The sequence below is a fragment of the Photobacterium sp. WH77 genome (genome assembly GCF_022014395.1).
Lineage (GTDB): Bacteria > Pseudomonadota > Gammaproteobacteria > Enterobacterales > Vibrionaceae > Photobacterium > Photobacterium arenosum.
In genome coordinates, this window is the sequence record NZ_JAKLTE010000024.1 from 1 (window position 1) to 26,084 (window position 26,084).

Annotated in this window: 25 protein-coding genes; 5 read left to right on the forward strand and 20 right to left on the reverse strand. The window is 53.0% G+C overall.

The window, feature by feature from the left end; translation table 11 throughout:
- Window positions 1-16 precede the first annotated feature (16 nt).
- From L6J37_RS18610 to L6J37_RS18620, 3 genes are all read right to left on the reverse strand, one after another.
- Window positions 17-328 (reverse strand): hypothetical protein, encoded by a 312-nt coding sequence (locus tag L6J37_RS18610; protein ID WP_237796188.1) that lies wholly within the window; start codon window positions 326-328, stop codon window positions 17-19.
- Window positions 329-372: 44 nt separating this feature from the next.
- The gene (locus tag L6J37_RS21450; RefSeq protein ID WP_237796190.1) at window positions 373-867 is read right to left on the reverse strand and encodes a DUF2059 domain-containing protein; all 495 of its coding nucleotides are present in this window, start codon (window positions 865-867) and stop codon (window positions 373-375) included.
- Between the two features lie 95 nt (window positions 868-962).
- The gene (locus L6J37_RS18620; RefSeq protein WP_218386717.1) at window positions 963-2,489 is read right to left on the reverse strand and encodes a YifB family Mg chelatase-like AAA ATPase; all 1,527 of its coding nucleotides are present in this window, start codon (window positions 2,487-2,489) and stop codon (window positions 963-965) included.
- A 413-nt stretch (window positions 2,490-2,902) separates the two neighbouring features.
- On the opposite strand from L6J37_RS18620, the gene ilvG reads away from it, so the two are divergent.
- The 5 genes from ilvG to ilvA all read left to right on the forward strand — a co-directional run bounded on the left by ilvG (window position 2,903) and on the right by ilvA (window position 9,236).
- On the forward strand, window positions 2,903-4,552 hold the full coding sequence (ilvG, locus tag L6J37_RS18625) for an acetolactate synthase 2 catalytic subunit (protein ID WP_237796202.1): 1,650 nt from the start codon (window positions 2,903-2,905) through the stop codon (window positions 4,550-4,552).
- Window positions 4,549-4,809: an acetolactate synthase 2 small subunit gene (ilvM, locus tag L6J37_RS18630; protein WP_027251721.1), complete on the forward strand. Its 261-nt coding sequence runs from the start codon at window positions 4,549-4,551 to the stop codon at window positions 4,807-4,809. The genes ilvG and ilvM overlap by 4 nt, the downstream gene beginning before the upstream one ends.
- A gap of 15 nt (window positions 4,810-4,824) precedes the next feature.
- Complete coding sequence (locus tag L6J37_RS18635) at window positions 4,825-5,757, forward strand: branched-chain amino acid transaminase (RefSeq protein ID WP_120513865.1); 933 nt, start codon at window positions 4,825-4,827, stop codon at window positions 5,755-5,757.
- Between the two features lie 78 nt (window positions 5,758-5,835).
- On the forward strand, window positions 5,836-7,677 hold the full coding sequence (ilvD, locus tag L6J37_RS18640) for a dihydroxy-acid dehydratase (RefSeq protein ID WP_218386720.1): 1,842 nt from the start codon (window positions 5,836-5,838) through the stop codon (window positions 7,675-7,677).
- A 5-nt stretch (window positions 7,678-7,682) separates the two neighbouring features.
- On the forward strand, window positions 7,683-9,236 hold the full coding sequence (gene ilvA, locus L6J37_RS18645; RefSeq protein ID WP_218386752.1) for a threonine ammonia-lyase, biosynthetic: 1,554 nt from the start codon (window positions 7,683-7,685) through the stop codon (window positions 9,234-9,236).
- Between the two features lie 108 nt (window positions 9,237-9,344).
- Here the strand turns inward: ilvA and L6J37_RS18650 are convergent, their stop codons facing one another.
- From L6J37_RS18650 to mnmG, 17 genes are all read right to left on the reverse strand, one after another.
- Window positions 9,345-9,725 carry a helix-turn-helix transcriptional regulator gene (locus L6J37_RS18650; protein ID WP_027251725.1) on the reverse strand — a complete coding sequence of 127 codons (381 nt, stop codon included), beginning with the start codon at window positions 9,723-9,725 and terminating at the stop codon, window positions 9,345-9,347.
- Between the two features lie 286 nt (window positions 9,726-10,011).
- A complete protein-coding gene (gene glmS / locus L6J37_RS18655; RefSeq protein ID WP_192017634.1) occupies window positions 10,012-11,844 on the reverse strand; it encodes a glutamine--fructose-6-phosphate transaminase (isomerizing) in 1,833 nt (610 codons plus the stop codon).
- 27 nt (window positions 11,845-11,871) lie between these two features.
- On the reverse strand, window positions 11,872-12,645 hold the full coding sequence (locus L6J37_RS18660; protein ID WP_192017635.1) for a DeoR/GlpR family DNA-binding transcription regulator: 774 nt from the start codon (window positions 12,643-12,645) through the stop codon (window positions 11,872-11,874).
- Window positions 12,646-12,813: 168 nt separating this feature from the next.
- Window positions 12,814-14,175: a bifunctional UDP-N-acetylglucosamine diphosphorylase/glucosamine-1-phosphate N-acetyltransferase GlmU gene (gene glmU, locus L6J37_RS18665; RefSeq protein WP_218386724.1), complete on the reverse strand. Its 1,362-nt coding sequence runs from the start codon at window positions 14,173-14,175 to the stop codon at window positions 12,814-12,816.
- A 224-nt stretch (window positions 14,176-14,399) separates the two neighbouring features.
- Window positions 14,400-14,822, reverse strand: coding sequence for a F0F1 ATP synthase subunit epsilon (locus tag L6J37_RS18670; protein WP_192017637.1), 423 nt, complete (start codon window positions 14,820-14,822; stop codon window positions 14,400-14,402).
- A 17-nt stretch (window positions 14,823-14,839) separates the two neighbouring features.
- Window positions 14,840-16,246, reverse strand: a complete 1,407-nt coding sequence (atpD, locus tag L6J37_RS18675) for a F0F1 ATP synthase subunit beta (protein ID WP_218386726.1) — start codon at window positions 16,244-16,246, stop codon at window positions 14,840-14,842.
- A 32-nt stretch (window positions 16,247-16,278) separates the two neighbouring features.
- Window positions 16,279-17,145, reverse strand: a complete 867-nt coding sequence (gene atpG, locus L6J37_RS18680) for a F0F1 ATP synthase subunit gamma (protein WP_192017639.1) — start codon at window positions 17,143-17,145, stop codon at window positions 16,279-16,281.
- Window positions 17,146-17,189: 44 nt separating this feature from the next.
- Window positions 17,190-18,731 (reverse strand): F0F1 ATP synthase subunit alpha, encoded by a 1,542-nt coding sequence (gene atpA / locus L6J37_RS18685; protein ID WP_027251732.1) that lies wholly within the window; start codon window positions 18,729-18,731, stop codon window positions 17,190-17,192.
- A 16-nt stretch (window positions 18,732-18,747) separates the two neighbouring features.
- A complete protein-coding gene (gene atpH / locus L6J37_RS18690) occupies window positions 18,748-19,281 on the reverse strand; it encodes a F0F1 ATP synthase subunit delta (RefSeq protein ID WP_192017640.1) in 534 nt (177 codons plus the stop codon).
- 17 nt (window positions 19,282-19,298) lie between these two features.
- Entirely contained in the window at window positions 19,299-19,769 is a 471-nt protein-coding gene (atpF, locus tag L6J37_RS18695; RefSeq protein ID WP_192017641.1) for a F0F1 ATP synthase subunit B, read from the reverse strand.
- Window positions 19,770-19,818: 49 nt separating this feature from the next.
- Window positions 19,819-20,076, reverse strand: coding sequence for a F0F1 ATP synthase subunit C (gene atpE, locus L6J37_RS18700; RefSeq protein ID WP_005302247.1), 258 nt, complete (start codon window positions 20,074-20,076; stop codon window positions 19,819-19,821).
- 65 nt (window positions 20,077-20,141) lie between these two features.
- Window positions 20,142-20,948 (reverse strand): F0F1 ATP synthase subunit A, encoded by an 807-nt coding sequence (atpB, locus tag L6J37_RS18705; protein WP_192017642.1) that lies wholly within the window; start codon window positions 20,946-20,948, stop codon window positions 20,142-20,144.
- 8 nt (window positions 20,949-20,956) lie between these two features.
- Complete coding sequence (locus L6J37_RS18710) at window positions 20,957-21,346, reverse strand: F0F1 ATP synthase subunit I (RefSeq protein ID WP_027251736.1); 390 nt, start codon at window positions 21,344-21,346, stop codon at window positions 20,957-20,959.
- 177 nt (window positions 21,347-21,523) lie between these two features.
- Entirely contained in the window at window positions 21,524-22,420 is an 897-nt protein-coding gene (locus L6J37_RS18715; RefSeq protein ID WP_192017643.1) for a ParB/RepB/Spo0J family partition protein, read from the reverse strand.
- A 12-nt stretch (window positions 22,421-22,432) separates the two neighbouring features.
- Entirely contained in the window at window positions 22,433-23,227 is a 795-nt protein-coding gene (locus tag L6J37_RS18720) for a ParA family protein (RefSeq protein ID WP_027251738.1), read from the reverse strand.
- Window positions 23,228-23,244: 17 nt separating this feature from the next.
- Window positions 23,245-23,868: a 16S rRNA (guanine(527)-N(7))-methyltransferase RsmG gene (rsmG, locus tag L6J37_RS18725; protein ID WP_120513851.1), complete on the reverse strand. Its 624-nt coding sequence runs from the start codon at window positions 23,866-23,868 to the stop codon at window positions 23,245-23,247.
- The gene (gene mnmG, locus L6J37_RS18730) at window positions 23,865-25,769 is read right to left on the reverse strand and encodes a tRNA uridine-5-carboxymethylaminomethyl(34) synthesis enzyme MnmG (protein WP_192017644.1); all 1,905 of its coding nucleotides are present in this window, start codon (window positions 25,767-25,769) and stop codon (window positions 23,865-23,867) included. The genes rsmG and mnmG overlap by 4 nt, the downstream gene beginning before the upstream one ends.
- Between the last annotated feature and the right edge of the window lie 315 nt (window positions 25,770-26,084).

The window sequence follows — 26,084 nt, forward strand, 5'->3', positions numbered from 1 at the left end:
ATCGGGTGAGCATTCTCTAGATCCTGAGTTTTTTGCAGAGCCAGTCACAGGCTCTTAATGAGTAATACATAAAAAAAACAAATCCCACGCCGATTAGTGCAATCAAACCAACCACAAACCATTTATTTTCCATTTTCATTACTGGAGCATCAATATCAACACCGAACATACTCGGGATAACATTGATAACTATTGCGAGCAGGACACCATCAATCGCAAATGCAATATTCATCAGCGTAAAACGTAGAAAACGATGGAGTTTTGTCCGGCCTTCTGCTATTGAAAATGGGTGATCTTTTAGTTTCGATCTCTTCTCTCTATAAATCATCCACGCCAATATCCTTTATAACCTCAGTGGTTTTTATCACAGCATTAACGGTTACTGTCTCTCATTCTTTGTAATTCTTTCTTAAACTCGATCATAAGGTCATCCGTTACTGGCTGAAGTTGTTTCACTTCAGAAATCATCACTGGCTGCATCTTTTGTTGTATCCGAGGTAGTTCTTGGATTAGTTTTTTACCCGTAGAGGACATATAAAAATCAAAAATCTCATCCAGTTCCTCTTTTGTAAATGCTTCCTTATAAAGCGTAACAATTAAGTTCATTACTTTTTTTGAATGATAAAACTCGGATAAAACTTGCTTATGCATATAACTATAACTAACCGCTAACGATGCTTCATCTTCATTATCAACATCAATAAACTGTGCATATTGGCTTAAGGCTACAGATCTGAGACCTTCCACTGTTACATCTATTGATTCATTAATATTCAGCACATCAACTAACTTTTCAGCAGATCTGATATGAGCAGCATCATCCGCCAATGTGGAAAAAGGAAAAAAAAGAACAACCCATACAAACACGTACTTCATCAAATCAATACCAATATGAAATCAAAACCATATAAATTTAACCATAATTAGTCTGTTTTACACAGCGTTAATTCTCTCCCTGATAGTCACACCACCTGACTGGTGATCTGCTTCAGCAGCCGGTCCATGGCGCGGTAGCCTAAGGCTTCGGCCAGATGGACCCGTTCGATCTCGGGTTTGCCGGCCAGATCGGCGATGGTGCGGGCGACTTTGATGATGCGGTGATAGGCGCGGATTGACAGGCCGAGCTGGTGCAGGGCGGTTTCGAGAAACTCGGCGTCGGCTTTGGTCAGCGCACAGTGCTGGTCCAGTTCACGGGTACCGAGCAGAGCGTTGATCTTGCCGCCGCGGCTGTGCATCCGGCCCCGTGCTTCCTTCACCCGCTCTTTGATCACCCCTGTGTTTTCCCCTCTGTCGCCGCCCTGTGCCAGGGTGCCACGGGGCAGGGCGGGGATCTCAATCGACATATCAAACCTGTCCAGCAACGGGCCGGACAAACGCCCCAGATAACGCAGTATCGCCTGCGGATTGGTACGGGTCTGGCTGCCTTCGTAGTAACCGGTCGGGCTGGGATTGAGGGCGCCAATCAGCTGAAACCGCGCCGGAAAGGTGGTTTTGCTGGTGGCACGGGAAATCACGATCTCGCCAGATTCCAGCGGCTCACGTAAAGAATCCAGCACTTTTCGCTCAAACTCCGGCATTTCATCTAAAAACAGAATCCCGTTATGGGCCAGCGAAATTTCACCGGGGCGGGGGATGGAGCCGCCGCCCACCAGCGCTGCCATCGAGCTGGAATGATGCGGGGCGCGAAACGGACGGTTGCGCCAGTTGCCGGCATGGAGTGACTGCGCGGTCAGGGAGGTGATAGCGGCCGTTTCCAGCGCTTCCTCGACATCCATCTCCGGCAGCAAATCGCACAACCGTGAGGCCAGCATGGTCTTGCCGGTGCCGGGCGGGCCGACAAACAGCAAATTGTGACCGCCTGCCGCGGCGATCTCCAGCGCCCTTTTGCCCTGCTGCTGGCCTATGATGTCCTGCATGTCGCGGCCATTGACCATCGGCACTGCCTGACCGGGCGCGCGACAATGCAGCGACAACGCTTCCTGACCACACAGGTAGGCACACACGGCCAGTAAGCTGGCCGCTGATTTGTGTATCTCTCTGCCCACCAGCGCCGCCTGATCGCCATTGGCATCGGGCAGCACCAGGCAGCGATTCTTCTGCTTGGCCGCCAGCGCCGCCGGCAGCGCGCCCTTGATGGAACGTAACTCGCCAGACAGGGCCAGTTCGCCCAAAAATTCATGATCGTGCAGCTTAGTGTCGGGGATCTGGCCGGATGCGGCCAAAATGCCCAGCGCGATGGGCAAGTCAAAGCGCCCGCCCTCTTTGGGCAGATCGGCCGGGGCCAGATTGACAGTGATCCGGCGCGACGGAAACTCGAAATTAGCATTCACTATCGCGCTTCTGACTCTGTCTCTGGCCTCCTTCACTGTGGTTTCAGGTAACCCCACCAGATTGACCGCCGGCAGGCCATTACTGAGGTGAACCTCTATCGTAACCGCCGGCGCATCCACCCCGACACAAGCCCTGCTGTGAACTATCGCCAACGTCATTTTCAACCTCTCAATAAATTAATTAACTGCCATATCACTGGATAAACACGTTTTATCAGCATAATGTACGCAAGATATCCAAGGCGGATTGAAAATAACCACAACAAATTTCTTGTCATGCGACGAATGTCTGTGTTAAGACTAAGGACGCACAACATATAAACAAGAATTTTGGACAGACAAGCCAATGCTATTAAACGTCAACCTACTGGTCCTCATTATTAACGTCATCGTGGTGATTATCTCACCGCGACGGGGGCTGGCAGGCGTAAAATAGCACATACGCAAACACACGCTAAAAAAGCCCCCGCACCGAAAGGTCCGGGGGCTTTTTTCATATCTGATGCCAGAAGACTGCACTATTCCAATAAACCGCAGCACTGGCAGAGGTCATCAAGAAACAGGGAGCCATGATGACAGGCGCAGAGTTAGTAGTAGAAGCCTTGAAACAACAGGGGGTGAGCACAGTCTTCGGATATCCGGGCGGTGCCATCATGCCAATTTACGATGCCTTGTACGATGGCGGCGTCAAGCATGTGCTGTGCCGCCACGAACAAGGTGCGGCCATCGCCGCTATCGGTTATGCCAGAGCCAGCAAAGGGATAGGCGTTTGCCTGGCCACCTCAGGGCCGGGGGCCACCAATCTGATCACCGGACTGGCCGACGCCATGCTGGATTCCATCCCGTTAGTGGCTATCACAGGTCAGGTCGCCAGCCCTATGATAGGCACTGACGCGTTTCAGGAAGTCGATGTCCTGGGGATGTCACTGTCGTGCACCAAGCACAGTTTTCTGGTAACAGACCCGGCAGAACTGCCCGCCGTACTGAGCGAGGCCTTTGAAGTGGCACTGAGCGGCCGCCCTGGCCCTGTGCTGGTGGATATCGCCAAAGACGTACAAGTCGCCGCCATCGAACACCCGCTTGCCCCACTGCATGAATTACCTGCGTTACCCGAGACCGACCCTGCACAGTTTGCTCTGGCTCAGCAGCTTATTGCCGACAGCCAGCGTCCTATTCTTTATGTCGGTGGCGGTGTACAGCTGGCAGATGCCGTCGCCAGTGTGCGCGAGTTTCTCGACATCACGCACATGCCGGCAGTGTCGACCCTGAAAGGGCTGGGCTGTGTTGAGAAAAACTACCCCTATCACCTGGGCATGCTGGGGATGCACGGCACCAAAGCCGCCAACCTGGCGGTACAGGAAGCCGATTTACTGATTGCGGTCGGCGCCCGTTTCGACGACAGGGTGACCGGCAAACTGGATACCTTCGCGCCTCATGCCAAAGTGGTCCATCTGGATATCGATACCGCCGAGCTGGGCAAGCTGCGTCAGGCCCATGCCGCTTTGCGCTGCGATATCAATGAGGTGCTGCCGCAACTGGCCCGTCCGATGGCGCTGGCGCCCTGGCAACAACACGTTACCCGCCTGATGGCAGACAACGGCTGGCGTTATGACCATCCGGGCGAGCGTATTTTCGCACCGCTGCTGCTGAAACAACTGTCAGACAAAATGGATGACAACACTGTCATCAGCACAGATGTCGGCCAGCACCAGATGTGGGTGGCCCAGCATATGAGTCACAGACAACCGCAGAATCTGCTGACCTCGGCCGGGCTCGGCACTATGGGCTTCGGCCTGCCGGCCGCTATCGGTGCCAAGCTGTCCCGTCCGGACGATCAGTCTGTCCTGGTCTCGGGCGACGGCTCTTTCATGATGAATGTGCAGGAACTGGGCACCATCCGCCGTCTCGGCCTGCCGGTCAAGATTGTACTGCTGGACAACCAGCGTCTGGGCATGGTGCGTCAGTGGCAGGAGCTGTTCTTTGACGGCCGCTACAGCGAAACCAACCTGTCCGATAACCCGGATTTCGTCACCCTGGCCAGTGCCTTCGGCATCCCGGGCCAGACCATTACGCGCAAAGATCAGGTCGGTCCTGCGCTGGATACCCTGCTGGCGAGCGAGACAGCCTACCTGCTGCACGTTGCCATTTCTGAAGCTGATAACGTCTGGCCGCTGGTTCCACCCGGTGGTGCCAACCACGACATGATGGAGGAACCTGTATGACCCAGCACACCCTGACTATCCAAGCCACCAGCCGTCCGGAATTACTGGAACGTGTTCTAAGAATCACACGCCACCGCGGATTCATGGTAAAACAGTTTTCAATGGCGCATAGTGAAGATTGTCAGTCCGTCGACATTGAAGTCACGGTAGACAGCGAGCGTCCCATCAGTGCCCTCTATCACCAGCTGGACAAACTGTGGGATGTCAACGGCGTCACCATTTTAGAGCAACAACAAAAACAACAAATCAGCGCATAACGAAAGGATTACACAATGGCAAACACAGCAGATTACATTTGGTTTAATGGCGACATGGTGCCTTGGGCAGACGCGAAAGTACACGTACTGACTCACGCGATGCACTACGGTACTTCCGTGTTCGAAGGCATTCGCTGCTACGAAACGCCAAACGGACCTGTGGTCTTCCGTCACCGTGAGCACATGGCCCGACTGAAAGATTCTGCCAAGATCTACCGCTTCCCGATCCCATACACTGTTGATGAGCTGATGGAAGCCTGCCGCGAAACCCTGCGCGCCAACAAACTCAATTCTGCCTATATCCGTCCGCTGGGCTATGTGCCTAACGTGGGTCTGGGTGTCTGTCCGCCGAACGGCACGGAAATGGATCTGATCATCGCGGCGTTCTCCTGGGGCTCTTACCTGGGCGAAGAAGCACTGGCCAACGGGGTCGACGCCATGGTGTCGAGCTGGAACCGCGCCGCGCCGAATACCATTCCGACCGCTGCCAAAGCGGGCGGTAACTATCTGTCTTCGCTGTTAGTCGGTGGTGAAGCCCGTCGTCACGGTTATGCCGAAGGCATTGCGCTGGATGTGCGCGGCTACCTCTCTGAAGGGGCCGGCGAAAACATCTTTGTGATCCGCAACGGGGTGATTTCTACCCCACCGGCCACCAGCGCCATTCTGCCGGGCATTACCCGCGATGCCATAGTGACGCTGGCCAAAGACATGGGTTATGAGATCCGCGAAGAAAACATCGCCCGCGAGGCGCTGTATCTGGCCGATGAAGTCTTCATGACAGGTACCGCGGCGGAAATCGTCCCGGTACGCAGCGTTGATCAGATCACAGTCGGCGAAGGCAAACGCGGCCCGATCACCGAAAAGATTCAAGCGGCTTTCTTTGGCCTGTTCAACGGCCAGACTGAAGACAAGTGGGGCTGGCTGGATCCTGTATATCCGGCAAAATAAGCCACACTTATAAGCAAGAGAAGTAATGTCCCCGCTGGTGCTTTACGGCACCGGCGGCCAAAAAAGGAATTTCACGTTATGCCTAAGTACCGTTCAGCCACCACCACCCACGGCCGTAATATGGCGGGTGCCCGCGCCCTGTGGCGTGCCACCGGCGTCAAAGATGAAGATTTTGGCAAACCTATCATCGCTGTCGTTAACTCCTTCACCCAGTTCGTACCAGGTCATGTTCACCTGAAAGATCTGGGTCAGCTGGTTGCCGCTGAAATTGAAAAAGCCGGTGGGATTGCCAAAGAATTCAACACCATTGCCGTTGATGACGGGATTGCCATGGGTCACGGCGGCATGCTGTATTCCCTGCCGTCGCGCGAACTGATTGCCGACTCGGTCGAATACATGGTCAATGCCCACTGTGCCGACGCCATGGTCTGTATCTCCAACTGCGATAAGATCACCCCGGGCATGCTGATGGCGTCCATGCGCCTCAATATTCCGGTGATCTTCGTCTCAGGCGGCCCGATGGAAGCCGGTAAGACCAAACTCTCTGATCAGATCCTGAAACTGGATCTGGTCGATGCCATGATCCAGGGCGCCGATCCGAAAGTCTCTGACGAACAAAGCGAGCAGATCGAGCGTTCAGCCTGCCCGACCTGCGGATCCTGCTCAGGCATGTTCACCGCCAACTCGATGAACTGCCTGACCGAAGCCCTTGGCCTGAGCCAGCCGGGTAACGGCTCATGCCTGGCCACCCATGCCGATCGTAAAGAGCTGTTCATCACCGCCGGTCAGCGCATTGTCGGTCTGACCAAGCGTTATTATGAGCAGGACGACGACAGCGTGTTGCCGCGCAACATTGCCAGCAAGAAAGCCTTCGAAAATGCCATGGCGCTGGATATTGCCATGGGCGGCTCCACCAATACCGTGCTCCACCTGCTGGCGGCGGCGCAGGAAGGCGAGATCGATTTCACCATGGAAGACATCGACCGCATGTCGCGCCGGGTGCCTCACCTGTGTAAAGTGGCGCCGTCGACGCAGAAATACCACATGGAAGATGTCCACCGTGCCGGGGGCGTGTACGGCATTCTCGGTGAGCTGGACCGTGCCGGCCTGCTGCACTCAGACGTTCCCAACGTGCTGGGCATGACGCTGTCAGAAGCCCTGGCCCGCTACGACATCAAACAAACCGATTCAGAAGAGGTCGCTTCCTTCTTCCGCGCCGGTCCGGCCGGTATCCGTACCACTCAGGCCTTCTCACAGGACTGCCGCTGGGACACTTTGGATGACGATCGCGAGAACGGCTGTATCCGCAACAAAGCCCACGCTTTCAGTCAGGATGGCGGATTGGCCGTGCTGTCGGGCAACATGGCGGTCGACGGCTGTATCGTGAAAACCGCAGGCGTCGATGAAAGCTGCCTGACCTTCAAAGGCCCGGCCGTGGTGTTCGAGAGCCAGGAAACCGCGGTTGAAGGCATACTCGGCGGCAAGGTCAAAGCCGGTGATGTGGTGGTGATTCGTTATGAAGGCCCTAAAGGCGGCCCGGGCATGCAGGAAATGCTGTATCCGACCACTTACCTCAAATCAATGGGGCTGGGTAAAGAGTGCGCCCTGATCACTGACGGCCGTTTCTCCGGCGGTACCAGCGGCCTGTCTATCGGCCACGTGTCACCGGAAGCAGCCAATGGCGGCACCATAGGCCTGATTGAAAACGGCGATCTGATCACTATCGACATCCCTAACCGCGGTATTGAGCTGAATGTGGATGATGCCACCCTGGCACAGCGCCGTGCCGCCGCCGATCAACGCGGCTGGAAACCGGTCGACCGTCAGCGCAGCGTCTCTTTTGCCCTGCGTGCCTACGCCAACCTGGCGACCAGTGCCGATAAAGGCGCGGTCCGCGATAAATCCAAACTGGAAGGGTAAGTATGATGAGTGAGGTGACACAGGCCAGAGCTGCTGAGTTTCTCAGCGGCGCTGACTATTTAAGGGAAACACTGCGCGCCCCCGTATACGAGGTGGCGCAGGTCACCCCGCTTCAGGACATGGAAAGGTTATCCCAGCGTTTGGGTAACCGTATCCAGATCAAGCGCGAAGACCGCCAGCCAGTGCACTCATTCAAACTTCGTGGTGCCTACAACATGATGTCTCAGCTGACCGCTGCACAACGCCAGGCAGGTGTGATTGCCGCGTCAGCGGGTAATCATGCACAGGGTCTGGCATTGTCAGCCCGCCAGCTGGACGTCAAAGCTGTGATTGTCATGCCGCGCACCACCCCGGATATCAAAGTAGAAGCGGTCAAAAGCTTCGGCGGCGAAGTGGTGCTGCATGGCAGCAACTTTGATGAAGCCAAAACGTACGCGATTGAACTGGCTGAAAAGCACCAATTCACCTTTATTCCTCCGTTCGACCACCCGGCGGTGATTGCCGGGCAGGGCACGATCGGCATTGAGCTGGTCCAGCAAAACGGCCATCTCAACTATGTGTTCGTGCCTGTCGGCGGCGGCGGTCTGGCCGCCGGGGTGTCGGTACTGCTCAAACAACTGATGCCGGAAATCAAGGTAATAGGTGTTGAAGCCGAGGATTCCGCCTGCCTGCGTGCCGCACTGGATGCCGGTGAGCCGGTTACTCTGGATCAGGTTGGCCAGTTTGCCGACGGGGTGGCGGTGAAGCGGATCGGCGACGAGACCTTCCGGCTGTGCCAGCAGTATCTCGACGATGTGATTACGGTCAGCAGTGACGAAATCTGCGCCGCCGTAAAAGACATTTTTGAAGATACCCGCGCGATCGCCGAGCCGTCAGGAGCATTGTCGCTGGCCGGTCTGAAGAAATACAGCGAGCAGCATCAGCTGCAAGGTCAGCAGCTGGCTTCGATTTTGTCGGGTGCCAACCTGAACTTTCACGGCTTGCGCTATGTGTCTGAACGTTGCGAACTGGGTGAAAAGCGCGAGGGTCTGCTGGCCGTCACTGTGCCGGAACGGCCGGGCGCGTTTCTCGATTTCTGTCACCTGCTGGGCGGCAGGGCAGTCACTGAGTTCAACTATCGCTACAACGACGACACGCTGGCCAATGTCTTTGTCGGTGTCCGTTTGCTGCAGGGGCAGGAAGAGCTGGAAAGCATCATTACCGATCTGCGAAAAGGCGGCTATCCTGTGGTGGATCTGTCTGATGATGAAATGGCCAAGGTGCATGTGCGCTACATGATTGGCGGCCGCCCGTCCAAGCCGCTGCAGGAGCGCCTGTACAGCTTTGAGTTTCCGGAATATCCGGGGGCATTGCTGAAATTCCTGACCACATTAGGTACCCACTGGAACATCAGCCTGTTCAACTACCGTAACCACGGTGCCGACTACGGCCGTGTGCTATGCGGAATTGAACTCGAAGATCATGACCTGCTGTCCTTCACCAGCCATCTGCGTGAACTGGGTTACCAGTGGAAAGACGAGACCGGCAATCCGGCCTACCAGTTCTTCCTCGCCCAGTAAGCAAATAGATCAGTAAACTGGTAGTAAACCAGCCAGAAAAACACAGCCCCGTATAAACGGGGCTGTTTTCTTTCACCTTTATCCTTTTCACTACCCTTATCGCTCCCGTCAGGATTTATCTTTCTGGGTCAGCGCCCGGGTGTATTCCGCCATGAAACCGGCCAGATTGATACTCTGCTGCAAAATCACATTCCGGGCCGAATGGGGCAGACGACTGAAATACTGGAGCAAGCGGTCAATTTCTTCTTTATATTCGCTTTCCAGAATTTCCAATCCTTCATCCCCGTACACGAACCAGGTCAGCGGCCGCTCAGTGATTTCTGAAATCGCCGACAGCAAACGCACTTTAGGCTCGGTTTTTCCTGTCTCCAGGTCCAGATAAGTTTGCCGGGCGACCCCCAGTTGCTGAGCCATATGTACCTGAGTCAGGCCTTTCCACTCTCGCGCTTCCTTGATCCGCGAGGCGATCTTCGCTTTAGGATCTGTCATCAATACCTCCACCACTGCAATATGTTCCGACCAAACAGGCCAGCATAAAATCAGCCAACTCAGGTGTTATTATTTTTATAAAAATATCAATATGTTATAGAAGGCGACATTTCGGGATTGCAAAGCGCAACGCAAAACAGGAAGAATTCAACCAAAGCATCTGATTTCGCAAACAAAAAACGTCACTTCTGTACTAAATCATAGACGCTGGGAGTAGGGGCGAAGGGTAAAACGAACAAAGGCGCCACAATTGACGCCTTTATCTCAGGGCTAAGACAGCCGTGTCTTATTCTACTGTCACCGATTTGGCAAGGTTGCGCGGCTGGTCAACATCCGTGCCTTTGATCAGCGCCACATAGTACGACAGTAACTGCAGCGGCAAGGTGTAGAGGATAGGGGCAATGAACTCGTCGCAATGCGGTACGTTCAGCACTGTCATAGTGTCGTCACTGGCGAAGTGGGCATTCACATCGGCAAACACATACATCAGGCCGCCACGGGCACGCACTTCTTCGACATTCGACTTCAGTTTTTCCAGCAGCTCGTTGTTCGGCGCCACCACTATCACAGGCATGTCGGCATCAATCAGGGCCAGCGGGCCGTGTTTCAGCTCACCCGCAGCATAGGCTTCAGCATGGATATAAGAGATCTCTTTCAGCTTGAGCGCACCTTCCATGGCAATCGGCGACTGCTCACCGCGGCCCAGGAACAGGGCGTGGTGCTTGTCGGCGAAATCTTCTGCCAGGGCTTCAATGTCGTCCGCCATCGCCAGCGTCTGCTCAATTTTGGCCGGCAGACTTTGCAGTGCCGCCACCAGCTTGGCTTCCAGCGCATCATCGATGGTTTTACCGCGGCCAATCGCCGCCACCAGCATCAGCAAACCGGCCAGCTGCACGGTAAAGGCTTTGGTGGACGCCACACCGATTTCCGCCCCGGCTTTCATCATGTAGGCCAGGTCGGATTCACGCACCAGCGACGAGCCAGGCACGTTGCAGATGGTCAGGCTGGCCATGTAACCCATTTCCTTGGCCAGACGCAGCGCGGCCAGGGTATCGGCAGTTTCACCAGACTGGGACAGGGTGACCAGCAGACTGTTCTCATACACATGTGATTTGCGGTAACGGAACTCAGAGGCAATCTCGACATTACAGGATACACCCGCCCATTGCTCCAGCCAGTAACGCGCCACCAGACCGGCGTGATAACTGGTTCCGCACGCAATGATCTGAACATGTTTCACTTTCTGCAGCAGGGCTTCGGCGTTATCGCCAAAGGCTGATGCCAGCACTTTACCATTCGCCAGCCGGCCTTCCATGGTACGTTGCAGCGCTACCGGCTGTTCATAGATTTCTTTCAGCATGTAATGACGGTACTGACCTTTGTCACCGGCATCGTGCGACACTTCCGATTCTTTGATCTCGCGCTCAACCGGCTCACCCTGTTTATCGAAGATGTTCACTTCAAAACGGGTCACTTCCGCAACATCTCCTTCTTCCAGGAACGCAAAACGGCGGGTCACCGGCAGCAGGGCCAGCTGATCTGAGGCAACAAAATGCTCATCAACGCCATAGCCGATCACCAGCGGGCTGCCGGAGCGGGCCACCACAATCCGGTTCGGATCACGGCTGTCCATCACCACAGTGCCGTAGGCACCTTCCAGCTGAGACACTGTCTTCTGCACCGCTTGCAGCAGGCTGTCGGCGCTGCGCAGTTCCCAGTCCACCAAGTGAGCAATCACTTCGGTATCTGTCTGAGAAACGAAGGTATAGCCGCGTTCGGTGAGCACAGTACGCAGCGATTCGTGATTCTCAATAATGCCGTTATGAACAATCGCGATGTGCTCGCCGGACACATGGGGGTGAGCATTGGTTTCGGAAGGTTCACCGTGGGTCGCCCAGCGCGTATGGGCAATACCGGTGCCGCCGGACAGCGGGTTGGTGGCTACGGCGTCAGCCAGCTCCTGCACCTTACCCAGACGGCGAACTCGCTGCAGGGCATTGTCGCTGTCCACCACAGCCACACCGGCAGAGTCGTAACCCCGGTATTCCAGCCGGCGCAAACCTTCAATCAGAATGCCAGCCACATCGCGTTGGGCCACCGCCCCGACGATTCCACACATAGAAAATACTCCTGAAAAAATTAAGATTTATACTTTGACGGCGGCGCAGATCACCTGCACCCCTTGCTGTTCGATTTCTGCCCTGGCAACCGGATCCAGACCTTGATCGGTGATCAGGGTGCTGATGCTGTTCCACGGCAGTTCAAGATTCGGGATTTTGCGTCCGATTTTGCTGGATTCGACCATCACCACCACTTCCCGTGAGACTTCTGCCATCACCCGGCTCAGGCCGATCAGTTCGTTGAAAGTAGTGGTACCGCGAGTGATATCAATGCCGTCGGCACCGATAAACAGCTGGTCAAAATCATAGGAACGCAGCACAGACTCGGCGACCTGGCCCTGAAACGCTTCGGAATGCGGATCCCAGGTGCCCCCCGTCATCAGCAGGGTCGGCTCGTTTTCCAGCTCATTGAGGGCATTAGCGACATTGAGTGAGTTGGTCATCACTATCAGGCCCTGCTTGTCACCCAGCAGGCCAATCAGTGCGGCCGTGGTACTGCCGCTGTCTATGATAATACGGTTATGATCGCGGATACGGGCCGCGGCAGCCTGAGCGATCGCTTGCTTTCGAATCGAAACTTCCGGTTCATGACCCGCCGCCACAATCTCTGAGGGCATGGCAATCGCTCCGCCATAGCGGCGCAACAGCAGACCGGCTTTTTCCAGCGCAGCAAGATCTTTACGGATAGTCACTTCGGAAGTAGCAAATTGCTGAGCCAGCGCATCGACACTGACTTCGCCCTGTTCATTGACCAGAGCGACAATGGCATGGCGTCTCTGCTGGGTGTTTCGTTTCGACATGTAAGTTTTACTTATTATTTAAGTTTCGAACTGAAACCAAATATAGCAAACCAAAAGAAGTAAGATCAAGAAAATACCAAGATGGCAGCCAATAAGCTGTGCGGCAAGCTGAGTTTACGGCAAAAAAAAGCAGCGCCTGAGCGCTGCCTGTCTGTTAGCCGTTCCGGGTTATTTTTGCTTTTCCGGTCGCTTCCAGCCTTTTATTGTCCGGGCCGGGGCGCGAGTGATCACTAACTCACCGTCACCCACATCGCGGTTAATGGTGGCGCCGGCTCCGATAGTGGCACCCTTACCAATTTTCACCGGGGCGATCAGCTGCGTATCTGAACCGACAAAAACATCGTCTTCGATTTCAGTCCGGAACTTATTCGCACCGTCATAATTGCAGGTGATGGTTCCGGCGCCGATATTGACCCGATCACCGATTTGCGCATCGCCCAGGTATGTCAGGTGACTGGCCTTAGAGCCTTTACCGAGACGGGACTGCTTCATTTCGACAAAGTTACCGACATGGGAATCACCCACCAGCTCAGCGCCCGGGCGCAGGCGGGTAAACGGCCCCACAGTACAGTCTTCACCGACCGTCGCCCCTTCAATAATGCTGTAAGGGCGCACCAGAGTATTATCATCGATTTCGCAGTCAATCAGCACCGAACCCGCACCGATCACCACATTATCACCCAGGGTGACATGGCCTTCGATGATGACATTGACATCAATTTCGACATCCTGGCCACATTGCAGGGTACCGCGCAAGTCAAAACGAGCCGGGTCACGCAGCATTACGCCCTGTACCAGCAAACGCTCAGCCTGAAGGCTCTGGTAAGCACGTTCCAGACGCGCCAGTTGCAGGCGGTTGTTAACGCCTTCCACTTCGACCGCTAAGGCCGGGTGGACCGCCTGGATATGACGGCCTTCAGCATGGGCCATGGCAATCACGTCAGTCAGATAATATTCACCCTGCGCATTGTCGTTTTTCAGCTGGCTCAGCCAGCGCTTGAGATCACCGCCATTGGCGACCATTACACCTGTGTTGATCTCACAAATTTGCTGTTGTGCCTGCGTGGCGTCTTTTTGCTCTACGATGGCGACCACAGCATCATCTTCGCGCACGATGCGGCCATAACCGGTTGGATCATCCAGCACTACAGTCAGCAGACCTATGCCGCCTTCTGGCTGTGCATCCAGTAATTTTTCCAGCGTCTCACCACTGATCAGTGGCACATCGCCATAGAGAATCAGTACCTGCTCATCATCACCAAAATCACCCGATGCCTGATTCACAGCATGACCGGTACCAAGCTGCTCAGCCTGAAGTACCCAGTTCACGGATTCTTCCGCCAGACGCGCCTGCATCAGATCGCCGCCATGGCCATACACCAGATGAATATTCGCGGCACCCAAATCGCTACAGGTATCGATTACGTGTTTTACCATCGGCTTACCTGCCAGAGTATGCAAAACTTTAGGCAGAGCAGAATACATGCGGGTACCTTTACCCGCGGCCAGGATCACAGCGCTGAAGCTCATGAATCAGTGTCCCTTCTTATCAATGTGGTGGATATCTGGATGCATTGTATCGGCTCGCTGCATCCGATATAAGTCTTTGTCGATCATTATTGACACAGCATACACTGACAAACCACGGCTTTGTGAACTCATCCAAGACATTTCACTGCCAACCGGGAGCCGGGCAACTGCCTGCAGGCAAAAAAAAAGCGACCCTAAGGCCGCTTTTTTGCACAGATACCTGATTAACGCTTACGCCTTGTCAGCTCGATCACTCGAAGCTGGGCGATTGCTTTAGCCAGGTCACTGGCCGCTTGGGCGAAGTCGATGTCGCCATGCTGACTGTGGATACGCTCCTCAGCCTGACGTTTCGCTTCTTCAGCCTTGGCTGCGTCCAGATCAACACCACGGATTGCAGTATCAGCCAGTACAGTGACTGCACCTGGCTGCACTTCCAGCATACCACCGGAGAGGTAAATGACTTCCTCACCACCGTGTTGTTTAACGATCCGAACCATTCCTGGCGTGATAGCGGTCAGCAGCGGGGTGTGGCCTGCGTGAATACCCAGTTCACCTTCGCTACCGGTCACCTGGATATTTTCAGCACGACCAGAGAAAAGACTCTTTTCTGCGCTTACTACGTCCAGATGGAAAGTTATCGCTGCCATATCGCCTCCTGTTCAGCTTACAGCTTCTTCGCGTTTTCCAGTGCGTCTTCGATCGCGCCGCAGTACATGAATGCCTGCTCTGGAATATCATCGTATTCGCCAGCCAGCAGGCCTTTGAAGCTGCGCAGAGTATCTTTCAGAGGAACATAGATACCAGGGTCGCCAGTGAAGACCTGTGCTACGTGGTAAGGCTGAGTAAGGAAACGCTCAATCTTACGTGCGCGGGCAACAGTTTGCTTGTCGTCTTCAGACAGCTCGTCCATACCCAGAATGGCGATGATGTCTTTCAGTTCTTTATAACGCTGCAGGGTGCTTTGTACACCACGTGCAATGTCATAGTGCTCCTGACCAACAACCAGAGGATCCAGCATACGTGATGTAGAATCCAGTGGGTCGATCGCTGGGTACAGACCCAGAGAAGCGATCTGACGAGACAGTACAACCGTCGCATCCAAGTGGGCGAACGTAGTCGCTGGTGATGGGTCAGTCAAGTCATCCGCAGGAACGTAAACGGCCTGAACAGAAGTGATAGAGCCCGTCTTAGTCGACGTGATACGCTCCTGAAGTACACCCATCTCCTCTGCCAGCGTAGGCTGATAACCTACTGCAGATGGCATACGACCCAGCAGTGCTGATACTTCAGTACCGGCCAGGGTATAACGATAGATGTTATCGATGAACAGCAGTACGTCACGGCCTTCATCACGGAACTTTTCAGCCATAGTCAGGCCAGTCAGAGCAACGCGCAGACGGTTACCCGGTGGCTCGTTCATCTGACCGTAAACCATTGCTACTTTTGATTCAGCTGGATTTTCCAGGTTTACAACCCCGGCTTCCTGCATCTCGTAGTAGAAGTCGTTACCTTCACGGGTACGCTCACCTACACCGGCAAATACCGACAGACCTGAGTGTTTCAGGGCGATGTTGTTGATAAGTTCCATCATGTTAACGGTCTTACCTACACCAGCACCACCGAACAGGCCGATTTTACCACCCTTAGCGAATGGGCAAACCAGGTCGATAACTTTTACGCCGGTTTCCAGCAGTTCAACCGCGTTAGACTGCTCTTCATAGCTTGGTGCTGCACGGTGAATAGCGTAACGCTCTTGTTCACCGATCTCACCACATTCGTCAATAGGTTGACCCAGAACGTTCATGATACGTCCCAGAGTCGCTGTACCTACCGGTACTTCAATTGGTCGGCCTGTATTTTCAACAGTCAGACCACGACGCATACCATCAGAACTACCCATGGCGATACCACGAACTACGCCGCCACCCAGCTGCTGCTGAACTTCCAGTACAAGCGTACCTTTTTCTTTGGCATCAACGTGTAGGGCATCATATACCTGTGGTACAGAGTCCTGTGGAAACTCTACGTCGACTACCGCACCGATGATCTGTACGATCTTACCTGTAGCCATCGTTAATCCTCTAAACTTATTAATTCTTTGCCTTAAACAGCGGAAGCACCGGAGACGATTTCCGACAGCTCTTGTGTAATCGCAGCCTGACGGGCTTTGTTGTACACAAGTTGCAGTTCGTCAATCAGATCACCTGCGTTATCCGTTGCCGCTTTCATCGCAACCATTCGGGCCGCTTGCTCACAGGCAAGGTTTTCGACCACACCCTGATAGACCTGAGATTCGACATAGCGAACCAGCAAGGTATCCAGCAGAGGTTTAGGCTCAGGCTCATAAATGTAGTCCCAAGCATGGTTACGTTTCATTTCTTCGTCTTCTGACTTAGGCAAAGGCAGCAATTGATCGATCACTGGCTCTTGAACCATGGTGTTGACAAACTTGTTGTACACCAGATACAAACGGTCCAGTTGGCCCTCATCATATTTCTTCAGCATCACACCTACGGTACCGATCAGCTCATCAACAGAAGGCTTATCGCCTAAACCTGTTACCTGAGCCGCAACACGGCCACCGTAGCTGTTAAAGAAAGCAGTGGCTTTAGCACCAATCAGCGCCAGTTCAACCTCTGCTCCCTGATCTGACCATGACTTCATCCCTGCGATAGCTTGTTTGAACAGATTCACGTTCAAACCGCCACACAGACCACGGTCAGTTGAAACAATGATGTAACCTACGCGCTTGGCCTCACGCTCCTCTAAATAAGGATGCTTATATTCGAGGCTACCAAGGGCGATATGACCGATCACTTTGCGCATTGTTTGTGCGTATGGACGTGATGATTCCATAGCGTCTTGCGATTTACGCATTTTAGACGCAGCAACCATCTCCATCGCTTTAGTGATCTTCTGAGTGTTTTTAACACTACCGATCTTGTTACGTATCTCTTTTGCGCCGGCCATCGTTACTCTCCTTGAGCTGGTGATCGCATGCGATCACCAACCAATTACCAAGTCTGGGTCGCTTTGAAATCTTCAACCAGTTTCACGAACTGGGCTTCAATTTCATTGTTCCACGCACCCGTTTCATCAATTTGAGCTACCAGCTCAGCAAATTGACTCTTGGCGTAAGACAGTAACGCAGCTTCGAAATCTGCCAGCTTAGTCAGCTCAACATCTTTCAGGTAACCTTTCTCAGCAGAGAAAATCACCAGCGCCTGCTCGAAAACAGACATTGGCGAGTACTGCTTCTGCTTCATCAGTTCAGTTACTTTCTGACCGTGGTCCAGCTGACGCTTAGTCGCGTCGTCCAGATCAGAGGAGAACTGGGCAAAGGCCGCCAGTTCACGATACTGAGCCAGTGCAGTACGGATACCACCAGACAGTTTCTTGATGATCTTGGTCTGAGCAGCACCACCTACACGCGATACAGAGATACCTGGGTCAACCGCTGGACGAATACCAGAGTTGAACAGTTCTGTTTGCAGGAAGATCTGACCATCGGTGATCGAAATAACGTTAGTCGGTACGAACGCAGATACGTCACCCGCCTGAGTTTCGATGATTGGCAGAGCAGTCAAAGAACCAGTCTTACCTTTCACTTCACCGTTAGTGAATTTTTCTACGTACTCTTCGCTAACACGAGCAGCACGCTCCAGCAGACGGGAGTGGAGGTAGAAAACATCACCAGGGAAGGCTTCACGGCCTGGTGGACGGCGCAGCAGCAGAGAGATCTGACGGTAAGCAACAGCCTGCTTAGACAGGTCATCGTATACGATCAGTGCATCTTCACCGCGGTCACGGAAGTATTCACCCATAGCACAACCAGAGTATGGTGCCAGGTATTGCAGTGCTGCCGCTTCAGAAGCAGACGCCACTACAACGATAGTGTTCTTCAGTGCACCGTGCTCTTCCAGTTTACGTACCACGTTGGCGATAGTGGACGCTTTCTGGCCGATAGCGACATAGATAGAGTAAATACCAGAATTTTTCTGGTTGATGATGGCATCGATCGCCAGGGCAGTTTTACCAATCTGACGGTCACCGATGATCAGCTCACGCTGGCCACGGCCGATTGGAATCATTGAGTCAACCGCCTTGTAACCAGTCTGAACAGGCTGGTCAACAGATTTACGGTCGATTACACCCGGTGCGATCACTTCTACCGGAGAGAAAGTATCGGTCTCAATCGGACCTTTACCATCAATCGGCTCACCCAGAGTGTTGACAACACGACCCAGCAGGGCAGGGCCGACAGGCACTTCCAGGATACGACCGGTTGCGGTCACTTTCATGCCTTCCTGAAGGCTGGCATATGGACCCATTACAACAGCACCTACCGAGTCACGCTCAAGGTTCAGTGCCAGTGCGTACAGGCCGCCTGGTAGTTCAATCATTTCACCTTGCATGACATCTGCAAGGCCGTGGATACGAATGATACCGTCGCTTACAGAAACGATGGTGCCTTCGTTACGCGCTTCACTGGCAACATTGAAATTTTCAATCCGTTGCTTGATCAGTGCGCTAATTTCCGTGGAATTAAGTTGCATGCTCCAATTCCCCAAATCAAGACTGCAAAGTATCGTTCAGACGGGCAAGCTTGCCTCGTACTGACTGATCGATGACTAAGTCTCCGGCTCTAATTACAACCCCGGCAATCAGGGTCTCGTCTACACTGCAGTTCAGCTTAACCTTGCGCGCCAGACGCTGTTCCAGCTTACTGATGATTGCACTCATTTGACCTTCGTCCAGGGTGATCGCAGAGATCACACTGGCTTCGATGGTTTTTTCCAGTTCATCTTTCAAGAACAGGAACTGAGTACAGACTTCAGGAAGAATTTTCAGGCGTCCGTTTTCGGCCATGACCTTAATCAGGTTCTGGCCGGCGTCGTTGAGTTGCTCGCCGCAAACTGACAGAAAGATTTCCGTCAGTTTGTCTGCCGCAAAACCACCATCCAGTACATCCAGAATGGTATCGTTTTTAGCGACTTCCGAAGCAAAGGTGAGCATTTCTGACCACTGGGCCAGCTCACCTTTCTCAACCGCATAATCAAAGGCTGCTTTAGCGTAGGGGCGTGCGATAGTAGTCATTTCCGACATGGTGCTTGCCCCTTCTATTACAGTTCTGCAGTGACTTTGTTAAGAACATCAGCATGAGCGTCTTTATCGATAGTACGCCCAATGATTTTCTCAGCACCAATCACAGCCAGAGTTGCAACTTGTTTTCTTAGGTCATCGCGCGCGCGATTACGTTCTGCATCAATTTCAGCACGACCTTGAGTCAGAATTTTTTCACGCTCGGCCGTCGCTTCCGCTTTGGCCTCTTCGATGATTTGAGCTTTACGCTTGTTAGCTTGCTCAATCAGTTCAGTTGCAGTACGTTTTGCTTCTTTCAGTTGATCAGAAGCATTTGACTGCGCCAGGTTGAGATCTTTGGCAGCGCGATCCGCTGCTGCCAAACCGTCAGCAATTTTTTTCTGACGCTCTTCAATCGCTTCCATAATTGGTGGCCATACATATTTCATGCAGAAGACCACAAACAGGAAAAACGCGATAGCCTGACCCAGTAATGTTGCATTCATATTCACAACGGCATCTCCTTAAACAGGGTAGCTATGGGTCCGTTACGTTCGTGGATTAACCAGCCAGCTGTCCAACGAATGGGTTAGCGAATGTGAATAGCAAAGCGATAACGATACCGATCATTGGAACCGCATCCAGCAGGCCTGCGATGATGAACATCTTAACTTGCAGCATAGGAGCCATTTCAGGTTGGCGAGCAGCGCCTTCAAGGAACTTACCACCCAGCAGGGCGAAACCAATCGCAGTACCCAGGGCAGCAAGACCTACAATGATGCCCACGGCAATTGCAGAAAAGCTTAGTAAAGTTTCCATCACTATCTCCAGTTTATTGTTGTCGGCCTAAATGCCAGTAAATAAAAAATAAAATTGTTTACGTATTAATGATTGTCTTCGTGAGCCTGAGACAGGTACACGATAGTCAGCATCATAAAGACGAAAGATTGAATCGTAATGACCAGGACGTGGAAAATTGCCCACGGAACCGAGCCCAGCCATTGTGCCCACCACGGCATCAGCGCCGCGATAAGAATAAACACCACCTCACCGGCGAACATGTTACCGAACAGACGCATGCCGAGAGAAATAGGCTTCGCCAGCAGCGAAACTACTTCCAGTAGCAGGTTGAACGGAATCATAACCGGGTGATTGAACGGGTGCAGTGCCAGTTCTTTGGCAAAACCGCCCAGGCCTTTGATCTTGATGCTGTAGTAGATCATCAATGCAAAGACACCCAGCGCCATTGCCATGGTGATGTTAACATCAGCAGACGGTACGACCTTAAGATAAGGAATACCTAGCCAATGCTCCGCCGGATACGGAAGAAAGTCGATTGGAACCAGGTCCATGACGTTCATCAAGAAAATCCAGCAGAAAATCGTCAGAGCTAGCGGAGCTATCAGCGCGTTGCGGCCATGAAAGGTTTCTTTAACGCTGTTGTCAACGAATTCCACCATTATTTCCACAAAACACTGTAGCTTACCCGGCACCCCTGAGGTTGCCTTCTTCGCTGCCAGACGGAACAATCCCAGAAAGATCGCACCTGTCAACACAGAAAAGAAAAGGCTGTCGATGTGTACCGCCCAGAAACTTCCCTCGGCCACCAGACCCAGCTTATCGGTTGATAAGTTTGTCAGGTGGTGAGTGATGTAACTGGAAGGTGTAAGCGCTTCACCTGGCGCAGCCATAACTCATCCTATTTGTTGTTGTTAATGAATAAAACCGGCGCACAGATATTAATACCCAGAGCCAGCAAATAGGTCAGCTTGAGGGGAACAAGTTCCACCTCGACATACAGGTAGACAAGGGAAAACAAGATGACTGTAATGAGGATTTTCAGCACTTCTCCGCCGTAAAATGACGCCATTACCAGACGGGCCTTAGTGGCCCCGCCGAAGAGAAAAGCGCACACAGAAAAAGCGGCGTTAGCTATCACAAAGATGCCGCCACCGATAAGTGCAGAGATTCCCCAGTCAACATTGACAGCAAACACTGCCATGATTGCCGTTGTCAAAACGACGCCAGATTGTAGTAACAACAACCGCTTCGCCAATTGGCGTCCCGGCCTGACTAGCGTCGAAACCATGTATTCATTCCTCGAGTCCGTTCCACTACACATACGTCGTGCTGGGAAAACTGCGAAAATTATACGGTTCATTAGATTGAATGCAATCTAATCACAATAAAAAAACAGTTAGAATTTATAACACATTATCCCGATCACGCAGTGGTCATTTTTACGGCAAAAATAGTAAGAATCCGGTCACACTTCTGAACTTAACATTGCCAAAAGTTGCTGTAACTTCTGGGGCTCGTCAAAATTTATGATTATTTTACCTTTACCGCTTTTGCTTTGATTAATCGCAACCTGAGTGCCAAATTGCTCACTCAGACGATTTTCCATCGCTTCAACCTTGGGATCGACAGAGACAGGGGCGACCTCCGGGGCAGGGGTGAGCAGTTTTTTCACCAAACGCTCGGTATCCCTTACCGTCAGAGATTTCGCCACGACGGTGTGAGCCGCTTCCAGTTGCTGTTCAGCAACCAGTGACAGCAATGCACGGGCGTGACCCATTTCCAGCTGCCGCTGGGCCAGCAACCGCTTAACCTGTGGCTCCAGCTGGTTTAAACGCAGCAGGTTAGACACAGCAGCGCGGGACTTGCCGACCGCTTCGGCAATTTGCTGATGGGTGAGGGAGAATTCATTCTGCAATCGCTCCAGCGCCTGAGCTTCCTCAATAGCATTGAGATCTTCACGCTGGATGTTTTCAATCAGGGCAATCGCGACGGTGGCACGATCATCCACGTCTTTGACCAGACAGGGAACCTTAGACAGGCCTGCCTGGCGAGACGCCCGCCAGCGACGTTCGCCGGCAATGATTTCATACTGTTGCGGGGCCAGTTGGCGAACCACTATAGGCTGGATCACCCCCTGAGCACGGATAGAATCAGTCAGTTCCGCCAGCGCTTCTGCTGACATATCCTGACGTGGCTGATACTGACCCGGTTGCAGCTGACTGACCGGCAGTTCGCGCAGCGCGCCTTCTTCCGGTACCGTTTCTTCCTTGCTGACAGCCTCTGTGGCCTGTTGTCTTTCTCGGGCCACCGAACTGGTGGCCAGCAGTGCATCAAGGCCTTTTCCCAGGCCTCGTTTATTCATGGTCATGCTTGCTTACGCCTCTACCTGAGCAGGTTCCCGCGCGGTTTCCTCACGACGAATCATCTCTCCGGCCAGCGCCAGGTAGGCCTTGGCACCGCTGGAGGTCTTATCGTAGTACATGGCCGGACAGCCATGACTCGGGGCTTCGGCCAGACGCACATTACGTGGGATCACGGTGCGGTACACCTTATCACCAAAATGCTTCTTCAGTTGCTGGGACACTTCATTCGCCAGCCTGTTGCGCGGATCATACATGGTGCGGAGCAAGCCTTCTATCTTGAGATCGGCATTGACCACGGCAGCCAGCTTGCTGATGGTGTCCATCAGGGCCGTCAGACCTTCCAGAGCGAAATATTCGCACTGCATTGGCACCAGAACAGAATCCGCCGCTGTCATCGCATTGATGGTCAGCAGGTTGAGGGAAGGGGGACAGTCGATAAAAATAAAATCGTACTTATCCCGTACCGGTTCCAGCGCAGTACGTAACCGCACTTCGCGGGCAAACACTTCCATCAATTTGATTTCTGCAGCAGTCACATCACCGTTGGCGGCCACCAGATGGTATCCACCGGCATTTTCGGTGATCACGACTTCTGAAAACGGGGTTTCTTCGACCAGAAGCTCATAGGCAGTGGCATCAACCTGATACTTGTCGACACCGCTGGCCATGGTGGCATTCCCTTGCGGGTCGAGATCAATCACCAGCACTTTACGCTGGGTGGCGGCCAGTGACGCAGCTAAATTGACACAGGTTGTGGTTTTACCCACACCACCTTTTTGGTTGGCAACAGCTATGACTTTTCCCACGAAACACCCTCGTTAATTCATTCCTTTGCCGTCAAGAGTACTAAATGACGCGCCCCCTCCAAGTCGGGGACATGCAAAGATTTGACCTCACTCACAGAACACCAGCTTGGTAATTCTGTCAGTTCCTCTTCAGTAACCTGGCCTTTGAGCGCCATAAACTGACCTTCCGCAGCAGGCAGATGACGGCACCAGTTAACCATATCAGACATGGACGCAAATGCCCGGCTTAGTACAGCATCAAACCCCTGTTCTGGGATAAAGGCCTCGACCCGGCTTTGCACCGGTGTGACATTGTCAATCTTCAGTTCATGAATAACCTGACGGATAAAACGTATTCGCTTACCCAGACTGTCGAGCAGGGTAAATTGCTTCTCGGGCAGCATGATAGCCAGCGGAATACCCGGCAAGCCAGGCCCGGTACCGACATCAATAAACCGCGTTCCCTGTGACAGGTAAGGACTGACGGCCAGGCTGTCCATGATGTGCTTAACCAGCATCTCATTGGGGTCCCGTACTGACGTCAGATTATACGCTTTGTTCCACTTGTGCAGCAGGCTAACATAGCCCACCAGTTGCTCAAGTTGTTGTTCTGTGACCTTGAGTTCAGTTTTTGCAATCAGCTGTGCCAGACGCTCCTTCACGCTGCCACCTCCGAGTCGCCTTTTTTCAGCAGGCCGTGTTTTTTCAGGTACACCAGCAGCAGCGAAATGGCAGCCGGGGTTACGCCTGAGATACGTGACGCCATGCCGATAGTCGCAGGTTTTGCGTCGTTCAGCTTGGCAATCACTTCATTTGACAAGCCTTTCACTTGCTTGTAATCCAGATCAGCCGGCAGTTTGCTCTGCTCATGACGCAGAGATTTTTCCACCTCTTCTCTTTGGCGGTCGATATAGCCCTGGTATTTAACCTGGATCTCAACCTGCTCGCTGGCCTCGGCATCGGTGCTGGCCGGGCCAAACAGAGCCAGAGCCGTCAGTTGCTCATAGGTCACTTCCGGACGGCGCAGCAGATCCTCACCACTGGCTTCACGGGTCAGCGGGGTTTTCAAAATCTCATTGATCGTCGCCGCGTGCTCAGAAGCCGGGTGGATCCAGATGTCTTTCAGGCGCTGACGCTCCTGCTCGATGGTGTTCATTTTTTCATTAAAACGTGACCAGCGCTCGTCATCCACCAGACCAAACTGGCGACCCAGCTCGGTCAGACGAATATCGGCGTTGTCTTCACGCAGCAACAAACGATACTCAGCACGCGAGGTAAACATGCGGTACGGTTCTTTGGTACCCATGGTCGACAAATCGTCAATCAGTACGCCCAGGTAAGCCTGATCGCGGCGCGGGCTCCAACCTTCTTTATCCTGTGACTGCAAAGCGGCATTCATGCCCGCCAGCAGCCCCTGGGCAGCGGCTTCTTCATAACCTGTGGTGCCATTGATCTGGCCGGCAAAGAACAGACCGCTGATAAATTTGGTTTCCAGCGTGGGTTTCAAATCACGTGGATCGAAGAAATCGTATTCAATGGCGTAGCCTGGGCGAATAATACTGGCATTTTCAAAGCCTTTCATTGAACGGACGATTTGCATCTGCACATCAAACGGTAGGCTGGTGGAGATACCGTTCGGATACAGTTCGTGTGTCGTCAGGCCTTCCGGCTCAATGAAAATCTGGTGGCTGTTTTTGTCCGCAAAGCGCATCACCTTGTCTTCGATAGACGGACAATAACGTGGGCCAATACCTTCAATCACCCCAGAATACATAGGGCTGCGATCCAGATTATTGCGGATCACATCATGGGTCTTTTCATTGGTATGGGTAATAAAACACGGGATCTGGCGTGGATGATCCGAGTGTTTACCGAGGAAAGAAAACACCGGAGTCGGATTATCACCATGCTGAGCTTCCAGCTGGCTGAAATCCACCGTACGGGCATCGATTCGTGGCGGTGTACCGGTTTTCAGACGATCGACACGGAAAGGCAAGGCACGGAGACGATCCGCCAGGGCGATCGACGGAGGATCGCCGGCGCGGCCGCCGCTGTAATTTTCCAGGCCGATGTGGATCTTGCCGCCCAGGAAGGTGCCTACGGTTAATACCACGCTACGGGCACGGAATTTCAGACCCATTTCTGTCACCACGCCCACAGCACGATCCTGCTCGACGATCAGATCGTTAACCGCCTGCTGGAACAGCATCAGATTAGGCTGGTTTTCCAATGCTTCACGAACTGCAGCTTTGTAAAGCGCCCGGTCTGCCTGAGCACGGGTTGCACGTACGGCCGGGCCTTTTGATGAATTCAGGGTACGGAACTGAATTCCACCTTTATCAATGGCTTGCGCCATTAAACCACCCAAAGCATCCACTTCTTTTACCAGATGGCCTTTCCCGATCCCGCCAATCGCTGGGTTACAGGACATTTGACCCAGGGTATCGATATTATGGGTCAGCAACAGGGTTTTCTGACCCATGCGTGCTGCTGCCAATGCGGCTTCCGTTCCGGCATGACCGCCACCAACTACGATGACATCAAAATTTTCCTGGTAAAACATGAAATTACCTCAGGTGATCAATTAGCCATTCAATTTGCTTGAAGCAAAGGGGGTATATTCTACCTCGTTTCCAAGCAAGAAAGAATCACTCTTGGTGATCAAATGATCAGAGGCCGAGATCCTAAATATATATAAGATCTTTTTAAGAAGATCTCTTATTGGATCTACTATTAGGATCGCCCGATCGTGTGGATAAGTCGTTTTTGATCCTAATGATCATGCTGTTAGGGAGGATCACTTCTTGTTAGGTGTGTGGGATCTTCGTAAGGACTTCCTGGGATCTAAATGGCACTTTATCCACAGGGGGTTATTGGC

Bases quoted from the DNA above. Each gene is read 5' to 3' on its own strand.
- atpE (WP_005302247.1), bottom strand. From the start codon at position 20,076: ATGGAAACTTTACTAAGCTTTTCTGCAATTGCCGTGGGCATCATTGTA.
- atpA (WP_027251732.1), bottom strand. From the start codon at position 18,731: ATGCAACTTAATTCCACGGAAATTAGCGCACTGATCAAGCAACGGATT.
- atpG (WP_192017639.1), bottom strand. From the start codon at position 17,145: ATGGCCGGCGCAAAAGAGATACGTAACAAGATCGGTAGTGTTAAAAAC.
- atpB (WP_192017642.1), bottom strand. From the start codon at position 20,948: ATGGCTGCGCCAGGTGAAGCGCTTACACCTTCCAGTTACATCACTCAC.
- L6J37_RS18635 (WP_120513865.1), top strand. From the start codon at position 4,825: ATGGCAAACACAGCAGATTACATTTGGTTTAATGGCGACATGGTGCCT.
- ilvA (WP_218386752.1), top strand. From the start codon at position 7,683: ATGAGTGAGGTGACACAGGCCAGAGCTGCTGAGTTTCTCAGCGGCGCT.
- ilvG (WP_237796202.1), top strand. From the start codon at position 2,903: ATGACAGGCGCAGAGTTAGTAGTAGAAGCCTTGAAACAACAGGGGGTG.
- L6J37_RS18660 (WP_192017635.1), bottom strand. From the start codon at position 12,645: ATGTCGAAACGAAACACCCAGCAGAGACGCCATGCCATTGTCGCTCTG.
- glmS (WP_192017634.1), bottom strand. From the start codon at position 11,844: ATGTGTGGAATCGTCGGGGCGGTGGCCCAACGCGATGTGGCTGGCATT.
- atpD (WP_218386726.1), bottom strand. From the start codon at position 16,246: ATGGCTACAGGTAAGATCGTACAGATCATCGGTGCGGTAGTCGACGTA.
- ilvM (WP_027251721.1), top strand. From the start codon at position 4,549: ATGACCCAGCACACCCTGACTATCCAAGCCACCAGCCGTCCGGAATTA.
- atpH (WP_192017640.1), bottom strand. From the start codon at position 19,281: ATGTCGGAAATGACTACTATCGCACGCCCCTACGCTAAAGCAGCCTTT.
- L6J37_RS18670 (WP_192017637.1), bottom strand. From the start codon at position 14,822: ATGGCAGCGATAACTTTCCATCTGGACGTAGTAAGCGCAGAAAAGAGT.
- L6J37_RS18650 (WP_027251725.1), bottom strand. From the start codon at position 9,725: ATGACAGATCCTAAAGCGAAGATCGCCTCGCGGATCAAGGAAGCGCGA.
- glmU (WP_218386724.1), bottom strand. From the start codon at position 14,175: ATGAGCTTCAGCGCTGTGATCCTGGCCGCGGGTAAAGGTACCCGCATG.
- L6J37_RS18715 (WP_192017643.1), bottom strand. From the start codon at position 22,420: ATGAATAAACGAGGCCTGGGAAAAGGCCTTGATGCACTGCTGGCCACC.
- L6J37_RS18710 (WP_027251736.1), bottom strand. From the start codon at position 21,346: ATGGTTTCGACGCTAGTCAGGCCGGGACGCCAATTGGCGAAGCGGTTG.
- L6J37_RS18620 (WP_218386717.1), bottom strand. From the start codon at position 2,489: ATGACGTTGGCGATAGTTCACAGCAGGGCTTGTGTCGGGGTGGATGCG.
- ilvD (WP_218386720.1), top strand. From the start codon at position 5,836: ATGCCTAAGTACCGTTCAGCCACCACCACCCACGGCCGTAATATGGCG.
- mnmG (WP_192017644.1), bottom strand. From the start codon at position 25,769: ATGTTTTACCAGGAAAATTTTGATGTCATCGTAGTTGGTGGCGGTCAT.
- L6J37_RS18610 (WP_237796188.1), bottom strand. From the start codon at position 328: ATGATTTATAGAGAGAAGAGATCGAAACTAAAAGATCACCCATTTTCA.